General features: G+C 36.9%; 9 protein-coding genes. 8 read left to right on the top strand and 1 reads right to left on the bottom strand.

Features of this window, described 5'->3' with window-relative positions:
- Positions 1-199: 199 nt before the first annotated feature.
- The 4 genes from spxA (at position 200) to pepF (ending at position 4,504) form a co-directional block, all read left to right on the top strand.
- Positions 200-598, top strand: a complete 399-nt coding sequence (gene spxA, locus IV84_RS02395) for a transcriptional regulator SpxA (protein WP_056986056.1) — start codon at positions 200-202, stop codon at positions 596-598.
- Between the two features lie 125 nt (positions 599-723).
- Entirely contained in the window at positions 724-1,440 is a 717-nt protein-coding gene (locus IV84_RS02390) for an adaptor protein MecA (protein ID WP_056986055.1), read from the top strand.
- A 104-nt stretch (positions 1,441-1,544) separates the two neighbouring features.
- On the top strand, positions 1,545-2,657 hold the full coding sequence (locus tag IV84_RS02385; protein ID WP_056986054.1) for a competence protein CoiA: 1,113 nt from the start codon (positions 1,545-1,547) through the stop codon (positions 2,655-2,657).
- A gap of 44 nt (positions 2,658-2,701) precedes the next feature.
- Positions 2,702-4,504, top strand: a complete 1,803-nt coding sequence (pepF, locus tag IV84_RS02380) for an oligoendopeptidase F (RefSeq protein WP_056986053.1) — start codon at positions 2,702-2,704, stop codon at positions 4,502-4,504.
- A 77-nt stretch (positions 4,505-4,581) separates the two neighbouring features.
- Here the strand turns inward: pepF and IV84_RS02375 are convergent, their stop codons facing one another.
- Positions 4,582-5,196: a DsbA family protein gene (locus IV84_RS02375; protein ID WP_046871796.1), complete on the bottom strand. Its 615-nt coding sequence runs from the start codon at positions 5,194-5,196 to the stop codon at positions 4,582-4,584.
- Positions 5,197-5,470: 274 nt separating this feature from the next.
- Here IV84_RS02375 and yjbM point away from each other — a divergent pair, with 274 nt between their 5' ends.
- The 4 genes from yjbM to mgtE are packed head-to-tail and all read left to right on the top strand — an operon-like array spanning position 5,471 to position 9,200.
- Complete coding sequence (gene yjbM, locus IV84_RS02370) at positions 5,471-6,121, top strand: GTP diphosphokinase (RefSeq protein WP_046871797.1); 651 nt, start codon at positions 5,471-5,473, stop codon at positions 6,119-6,121.
- 6 nt (positions 6,122-6,127) lie between these two features.
- Positions 6,128-6,934: an NAD kinase gene (locus IV84_RS02365; RefSeq protein WP_046871798.1), complete on the top strand. Its 807-nt coding sequence runs from the start codon at positions 6,128-6,130 to the stop codon at positions 6,932-6,934.
- Positions 6,924-7,829, top strand: coding sequence for an RluA family pseudouridine synthase (locus tag IV84_RS02360; RefSeq protein WP_046871799.1), 906 nt, complete (start codon positions 6,924-6,926; stop codon positions 7,827-7,829). Before IV84_RS02365 ends, IV84_RS02360 begins: the two co-directional genes overlap by 11 nt.
- Positions 7,830-7,847: 18 nt before the next feature.
- A complete protein-coding gene (gene mgtE / locus IV84_RS02355) occupies positions 7,848-9,200 on the top strand; it encodes a magnesium transporter (protein ID WP_046871800.1) in 1,353 nt (450 codons plus the stop codon).
- Positions 9,201-9,235: the final 35 nt, after the last annotated feature.

The raw sequence follows: 9,235 nt of genomic DNA, 5'->3' as shown, positions 1-9,235 counted from the left end.
GCATTTACACAAGATATTTTACGCTCTCTATATTAGACACAAAATAAAATAGTGTATTATAAATATTTACAAAAAGTAAGAAAAAAATTTGCAAAAACTATGGCTTTAACAAGCGTTACGGGTTATAATAGTCATTGTAAAGAGATCGAACTTGCTTATTAAAAGCTTAATTTGGTTTGATTTGTTAAGGAGGAAAAATATGGTTACTTTATATACTTCACCGAGTTGTACATCTTGTAGAAAAGCGCGTGCATGGCTCAAAGAAAATAATATTCCTTTTAAGGAACGTAACATTTTTTCCGAACCATTAACAATGGATGAAATTAAATCCATTCTAAGAATGACAGAAAATGGAACGGAAGAAATTATTTCAAAACGTTCTAAAGTATATCAAAAACTAAACGTAAATCTTGATGAATTACCATTACAAAAACTTTTCGAATTAATTCAAAAGAATCCTGGCTTGCTTAGAAGACCGATTATTCTGGATGAAAAGCGTCTCCAGGTTGGGTACAATGAAGATGAAATTCGTCGATTCTTACCACGCGATGTTCGTGCTTATGAACTTCGGGAGGCACAACGTTTGGCTGATCTTTAGAATAAAAGGCAGGTTAATTGCAAAAAGCTAGATTTGTGGGATAATATCCATGAATCTATTTTTTTAGTTAGAATCTGTTGTGACTCACAGCAGATAAAAGTAACGAGAGGTTGGGGGTGCGACCCATGGAAATGGAACGAATAAATGATGATACAATTCGAGTTGTGATCGGTAATGATGATTTAAGTGAACGTGGCATTACTGTCCTTGATTTGTTAGGAAGTCATAAACAAATAGAAGATTTTTTCTATAGTATTTTACAAGAGGTTGATACGGATCATCAATTTCAGGAAAATGATGCCGTTACTTTCCAGGTATTACCTAACCAAAATGGATTAGAACTTTTTATTAGTAAAAATTCTGATATGAAGGGTAATTCAAAAGTGAATGCGGATAATAATACTTTTAACATGAATAATGAAGATGATGTTTCTGAATTTATCAAACACCAGTTGGTCCAGCATGATGATGATGGTAAAAAGAAGAAGCAGGAGCCAAAGAAAGATGCTAGTCCAGCTGATTTAGATCCTTATCTTAATGATCCGGACACAAATACTCAAGAGTTTGTCCTGAAATTACCAAATTTTGAGAGTATGCCGGAGATTGCTCGGGTTTTACATCTTGAAAGTGCAGCGTCTAACCTATTCAAATATCGAGACAATTACTATTTAGATTTAATCTTCTTCGTTGATGAGTCTAGTCCGGAGACAGTCAAAAATGAACTTGCAGTTGCTTATGAATATGCGGATGCATCGGATGTAACTGCTGATGTTTTGCATGAACATGGAAAAGAGATTATGAGCCAAAGCGCTCTTGAATTAACGAGACACTATTTTAAATAGAACATTTACAAAATGGTTTTGGCTTTTTAGCTAAGATCATTTTTTATTCTTTGGAAAAACAACTATCTTTCTGCGTATTTTTAATTATGGAGGGAGATGGTACGATGTTTGTTGCAAACAAAGATGATCATAGTGTTTTGGCAATAGACGCTACCCGTGAGAGCAAATATACTTGTCCTGGATGTGGTCAGTTTGTCATTTTGAGACACGGTCAAACGCGGTTATCTCATTTTGCACATCATGCGGGTGCCGATTGTGAAGTTTTTAGTGAAGGCGAAACACAAGCTCATTTGACTGGAAAAACGAGGATTTTCAATTGGTGCCGGAAAAATCATTTAGCCGTAAAACTAGAGGCGTATTTGCCAGAGTTACATCAGCGACCGGATATCTTAGTGAATTGGCATCATCATTGGACTGCAATTGAGTTTCAATGTAGTCCCATATCGTTAGAAAAGCTTTCTGAAAGGACACGTGGGTATTATGAACACGGATATAAGGTTTGGTGGATTCTGGGGCCAACTTATTTGGCTAGAAAATTAACGCTAGAAAAGCTCTCTAAATTCTCGTATTTTCAAAAATCACTTAATCTATTTATTTCTTTTTATAATCCCACAAATGATCAATTTTTAGTAAAACATCACCTTACACAAGATTTATTTGGAAAAATAAGGTGGGTAGATTATAATTTTGTCCCCGATAAAAAAGCGTTTAATGAGCTATTTCGCCAAGATAATCAATATGATGTCTTGAAAAGTTATCATGCATATCGAGAGGCTCTTGAGTTGCAAAGGCGGTTGTTGGGCAGGTATACGGATCCACGTTTGCGTAAAGTACAAAATTTTTTTTACTTACATCATTTAAATTTGGCTGGTTGCCCGTGGTTGATACATGGACGGTTGTTTGAGTTCCCGACAGGAGTGACGACACCTTTGGAAATCAAAGTTCGTTTTTTAGTTAAACTCACACAAGTTAGTTCAAAACGGTCATTTTCGTATCAAGAATTCTTTGCCTGGTTTGAATATATAAGTGGCAGTTCAATGCTAAAGTTCCCAAATGTTGCTCGTCAGAAAATTAATGTGGAAATGAATTTCCAGCAATTTTTAGCAGAGTTACTTTCAAATGAGGTTGTTCAACTTGATCATGAGTGTTACCGAATAAACAAGTTACCTTGTTGGTACAGAGATCTAACTCAAAAACTTAATTTTTTTCCGGCCTAGTTATGTTACAGTAAAACTAATTTAACAGCATGGAGGAAAAATAAATGGCAGAGATCAAGCAATTACCTAAACGTAGCGAAGTTCCAGTTGCATTGACATGGGATCTTTCAACAATTTTCAAAGATGAATCAGCGCTAAAAAAAGCGATCGCACAATTGTCTCCACAAGTCGATGCTTTACTGGAATCGTCTGGAAATTTAGCAAACAACGGAGCGACTTTGTTAACAGCAATACAAAGTGAGCTTAAAATTGAAAATCAATTGGAACGTATTTATGTTTATGCGGAGTTAAAGAATGATCAAGACACGTCAAATAATCAGAATCAGGCGCTTAAAGATCAAGTAAATGATTTAGTGGCCAAGGTATCTGCAAAGCTAGCGTGGTTAGAACCTGAAATTTTAGCGATTCCTAAGGCTACATTGGCAAATTTTCAAAATAATAATGCTGATTTTAAGCCCTATAAGCATTATTTCGACGTTCTTAATTTAAAAAGAAAGCACGTTCTTTCTACCAAAGAGGAAGCAATTTTGGCTGGTGCGAGTTCCATTTTCGAGACATCTGAGAATGCATTTGGAATTTTGGACAATTCAGATCTTAAATTTCCATTTGTGAAAAATACAGCTGGAGAAACCGTTCAGCTGTCTCAGGGAATGTATTCCACACTTTTACAATCTACTCATCAATCTGTGCGTAAACAAGCTTTCGAACAGCTCTATGCGGTGTATGAACAATTTAAAAATACTTTCGCAACGACATTAGCTGGAGAGGTTAAGGTTCATAATTTTAATGCGCAAATCAGAGGTTATGAGAGTGCACGTCAGGCGGCAATGAGCGAAAGCGCGATTCCTGAAACAGTTTATACGAATTTGGTAACTGAGGTAAATCAGCATTTAGATTTGCTGCATCGCTATGTTGGATTGAGAAAGAAAATTCTTAATTTAAAAGAATTACATATGTATGATTTATATACACCAATTACTGGAAAATCGCCCCTCAATTACACATATTTGGAAGCTCAAGAAGAAGCAAAGGCTGCCCTTCAAATCATGGGTGATGATTATGTAAGTCATGTTGATGAAGCTTTCAAGAATCGCTGGATCGACGTTGTTGAAAACCAAGGGAAACGAAGTGGGGCGTATTCTTCTGGTGTCTATGGAACAAATCCATTTATGTTGTTGAATTGGCAAGATGATTTGGACAATTTATTCACATTGGTTCATGAAATGGGGCATAGTATGCACAGCTATTACACGACGCATAATCAACCCTATCAATATGGTGATTATCCAATTTTTGTTGCTGAAATTGCATCGACAACTAATGAAAATATTTTAACTCAATATTTATTGGATAAATATGATGATCCTCAAATTAAACTGTTTGTTTTGAATCATTATTTGGATGATTTCAAGGGGACCGTTTATCGACAAACACAATTCGCTGAATTTGAACAATTTATTCATGAAGCAGACGCCCGTGGGGAAGCCTTGACTGCAGAAATGATGTCCGACTACTACGGAAAATTAAACCATCGATATTACGGTGACGATGTTGTTAATGATTCCCAAATAAAGTCAGAATGGACTAGGATTCCTCATTTTTATTACAATTTTTATGTGTATCAATACGCAACAGGTTTTGCAGCGGCTTCGGCCTTGGCTAAGGGCATTACAACTCATCAACCACATGCAAAAGATAACTATTTGACGTATTTGAAATCAGGAAGCTCAGATTTTCCCTTAGATGTGATGAAGAGGGCAGGAGTCGATATGTCACAGAAGCAATATTTAGAGGATGCTTTTGATGTATTTGAACAGCGTTTAAACGAATTTGAAAATTTATTGTAAAAAATAAAGAGTTTCTTAGCAAGAACGATAAGTATCGCGATTGTTAAGAAGCTCTTTATTTAGTATTGCGAATAAAATTATAACACATGTGGAAATGAAACTGATGGGTGTGAAAAACTAATAGCAGAAGAGAGCGGACATGCATCATCTTGGCAAATTTGCTGTAATGTTTTGTCATCAAAATCCTCTACAAGAATACCACAATCGTCACCATCATCGTTAAAGATGACTGCTGCTGGGGAAATGGCAACGTTCATTTCAGAAGCGGTTCTTTGATCAGCTTTGAATGCGTCTCTTGCTAATTTTGAACGTCGATCATTTTCAAACATTTCTAGGTCTAGTTTTGCTCTTTCGGCAATTTCAGAGCCGAGTTGTTTAGAATACGGTAAGTGATTACTGTTAATTTCTTGTTGAATTAATTTTAAGAAATTGCGGCCGTGACGTTTACATTGAAAAAGGGCCGCCTTGTAATCTAAAATCATATTGTACATATCTTCTGATAGACGATTATAAGAGTCATAAGACTTGTTTTTAGTGTTATGCAAATAGCTCTGAATGATTTGCATGTTTAGCATGGGAATGATTTGAAAACTCACTTTTTGATCCACATTCTGGACAAAATCTATCATGACTTTTTCAGATTGGATGCATTGCTCATCCCATGGTGTCACGAATAAATAGACATCAAGCATTAAACTCTCCTCCATTAAAATTGCAAAAATTAATTTTATTTTTAAGTTACCCTTAATAAGACAACAGTATAAACTTTACCAAATTTTCAAAAAATATCAAATAAATTGTTTTATTAATTTCAAGTTCAGCTGTATCTTAGCTCATTTGATTGTTTAAGGTAAAGAAAAGCGAATCAAAAATGGGATCGAATAACCAGAATAGCATTTGAGAAGATTAAACGCCGGTTTTATGCTAAAATTGACGGTAGTGTTTTAAAAAAGTGAGGCAAATTACGTGATTGACAATTGGGAACAATTTTTATTACCATACAAACAAACCGTTGATGAATTAAAAATAAAATTACGAGGGATTCGAAAACAATTTCAAAATGATGATCAACAAAGTCCAATTGAATTTGTAACAGGCCGGGTTAAGCCTGTCTCTAGTATTAAAGAAAAAATGGTTCGCCGCCAAGTTCGTGAAGATCGACTTGAGCAAGATATGCAAGATATTGCTGGTGTGCGTGTTATGTGCCAGTTTGTCGAAGATATTTATCAAGTTGTTGACCTTCTTCGAAAGCGAACCGACTTAACAATTATTGAAGAACGCGATTACATTAATAATGAAAAGCCAAGTGGCTATCGTTCTTATCACATTGTGGTGGAGTATCCAGTTCAGTTAATTTCTGGAGAAAAAAAGATCTTGGCAGAAATTCAAATTCGGACCTTGGCGATGAATTTTTGGGCTACAATTGAGCATTCTTTGAATTACAAGTACCAAGGTGAATTTCCAAAAGAATTAAGTGATCGGCTTCAAAGAGCGGCAGAAGCGGCTTTTTCACTGGATGAAGAGATGTCAGAAATTCGAGAAGAAATTCAAGAAGCCCAAAAATTATTTTCCAGAGATCGTTCGGATCATAATATTTATGGCTCACATAAGGACTGATAGTAAATGAAAGTAGCGGTTTATAGCACGCAAGCAAATAATGCCGAAAATGTTGGCAAGCAATTAGTTAGTAAATTAAAAGAAGCGCAAATTACTGTCGACAATGAGCAACCAGACATTGTGGTCACAGTTGGCGGCGATGGTACGCTCTTGTCTGCTTTTCAACATTATAGAACCCAATTGGCTCATGTGCGTTTTATTGGAGTTCATACGGGTCACCTGGGGTTTTATACTGATTGGCAGGATTATGAGCTAGATGATCTCGTTAAGGCGATCCAAGCAGACACTGGTGAATCGGTGGGATATCCAATTTTAGATATCGATGTCACGCTAGTTGGAGAAAAAAAGCCGATTCGTTATCAAGCTGTCAATGAATCTACAATTAAAAAAATTTCCTCAACGTTGGTTGCCGATGTTTATATTAAGGATCAATTATTTGAACGTTTTCGTGGGGATGGACTTTGTATCTCAACGCCAACAGGATCAACGGCTTACAATCGGTCCATTGGTGGGGCTGTTATTCATCCGCATCTTGAAGTTCTTCAAATGGCTGAAATTGCTTCTATTAACAATCGGGTATTTCGAACTTTGGGAGCATCCGTTATTATGGCCCCAGATGAGTGGGTGACCATTCGACCGGCTCATGGAGGCAATTTTAATTTTACCGCTGATCAAGTCGATGTCGTGAATTCGCCCATTGAACAAATCGAGTATCGAATTGGTAAACAAAAAATCAATTTTGCTAAATATCGTCATATTGGATTCTGGAATCGTGTTCATAATGCATTTATCGGTGACGGAAATGAAGATTAGTTGGCGAGTTGAAGTCGAAAGTCCGGAGAAGATCCGAACTTTTTTGTATCAAAAAGGGGTTTCAAGAACTTTATTGAAAGATATTAAATTTCACGGTGGTAACATTGATCTTAATCGCAATTCGGTTCGGGCATCAGAAGAGGTTGTGACTGGTGATGAATTAACGATTACGCTGCCACCTGAGATTGCGAACGATAATGTTGCTGTTTCAAATGAACCAATCGAAATTTGTTATGAAGATGAACATTTTTTAGTCGTTAATAAACCGGCATACATGGCAACCGTGCCATCACGCGTGTATTCGAATGATACCCTTGTAAATCGCGTGAAGGGGTATTATCAGCGGCAAGGCTATGAGAGTCAGGTTACGCATGTTGTAACAAGACTCGATCGCGATACTTCTGGTTTAGTTATCTTTGCCAAACATCATTTTGCTCATTCGGTGTTAGACAGAGAATTGAAAGAACATAAAATTAAAAAACTTTACACGGCAGTTGTGATGGGACATCTTCAACAAAAGCATGGCCTAATTGATTTACCAATTGTGCGTGAACCAGGATCCTTTATTCGACGCGAGGTTCCGGCTGATTCAAAGGGGCGGCGGTCAATTACAGAGTATTGGGTAATTAAGTCCTTACGTGATGCCACTTTACTACGAGTGCAATTACATACTGGCAGAACTCACCAGATTCGGGTTCATTTTTCAACCCTTGATCATCCATTAGTTGGTGATGTGTTATATGGAGGAAGTTGCAGTGGCTATATGCAACGCCAAGCTTTGCACTGTTCTTCAATTTCTTTTTTTAATCCATTTAAAGATCAACAAATTGAAGTAATGGCACCTTTGCCAAAAGATATGGCGGCATATTTGGAACAAGAATCCCGAAAGCTATGATGCTGAGGAGAGCTAGTTATGGCAGAAGAATTAGAAGAACTAAAAAAGCAGTTATCTGGAACGTTAAATAAAAAAAATCGAAAAGGTTTTCGCAAAATTTTTCTAGGCCTTCATGGGTATGAACAAAGCCAATTGTTTTCTGCGTTTGATTTTGAACAAAGGAAATTGGTTTACACGTTTATATCTCCTGAAGAGCTTGCCAATGTTTTTGATGATACTGAAGAGGATCCCGGAGAAATGGGCAAGTATCTGGATGAAATGTCTGATTCATATGTGTCGCGGTTATTAACTGAGATGTATACGGATAATGTGGTAGACATTTTCACAAATATTCGTCCAATTAAGCGCAAAAAGTATTTGGGCTTGTTGCATACTGATGAAGCTAATCAGGTTCGGAAATTGATTCATTATGAAGATGAAACGGCCGGTTCCTTAATGACTACCGAGTTTATCGCGGTTAATGAAGATCAAACCATAGGAACGGCTATGCAACACGTGAAGCGAGAGGCTCAGTATGCGGAGATTATTGCCTACATTTACGTCACAGATGACGTAAACAAATTAGTAGGCGTATTGTCTGTTCGAGATTTGATTACGCATCCGGATGATGTGAAAGTAACTGATATTATGGCTACCCGTGTGTTAGCTGTAGATGTTAATGAGGATCAAGAGGCCATTGCTGAACAGGTCCGTGATTATAATTTTGTTGCGATCCCAGTTGTGGATGAAACTGAAAAAATTGTTGGGATTATCACAGTTGATGATATTATTGATGTTATTGATGAAGAGTCTGCTGAAGATTACTCTCATTTAGCTGGTGTGGATACTGAAACCATTTCGCACAACCCCTTTCAAACTGCTTTAAAACGGTTGCCGTGGTTAATTACCTTGTTATTTCTAGGGATGCTAACTGCAACGCTGATTAACCATTTTGAGGGATTACTTTCCCAAGTAAGTGTGCTTGCCATTTTTATTTCCTTAATTACAGGAACTGCCGGGAATGCAGGGACTCAGAGCTTAGCCGTCGCGGTTCGTCGTTTGGCTACCAACAGTCATTTAAAAATTGCCCGTTTGATTTTAAACGAGGTGGCTACAGGAATTATTATTGGTATTGTAACCGGACTGTGTGTGTTTGTTATGGTTGGTGTATGGAAACAAAACTTTCTTCTTGGGGCAGTTGTTGGGACTGCGATGGCTGGCGCAATTTTTGTGGCCAACTTAGCCGGAAGTTTAATTCCAATTGGAATGGAAAAAATAGGGGTTGATCCAGCGGTAGCAAGTGGACCGTTTATTTCGACCCTCAGTGATCTAACTAGTGTTCTGATCTATTTCAATATTGCTCAATATTTTTTACAATTATTTATGAAATAAATTAAATAGCGGAATAGCTCAACCAATTGGTTGCA

The organism is Pediococcus damnosus, from assembly GCF_001437255.1.
GTDB lineage: Bacteria > Bacillota > Bacilli > Lactobacillales > Lactobacillaceae > Pediococcus > Pediococcus damnosus.
The sequence above is the reverse complement of the archived record's forward strand: the minus strand, read 5'-3'. Positions and strand labels throughout refer to the sequence as shown.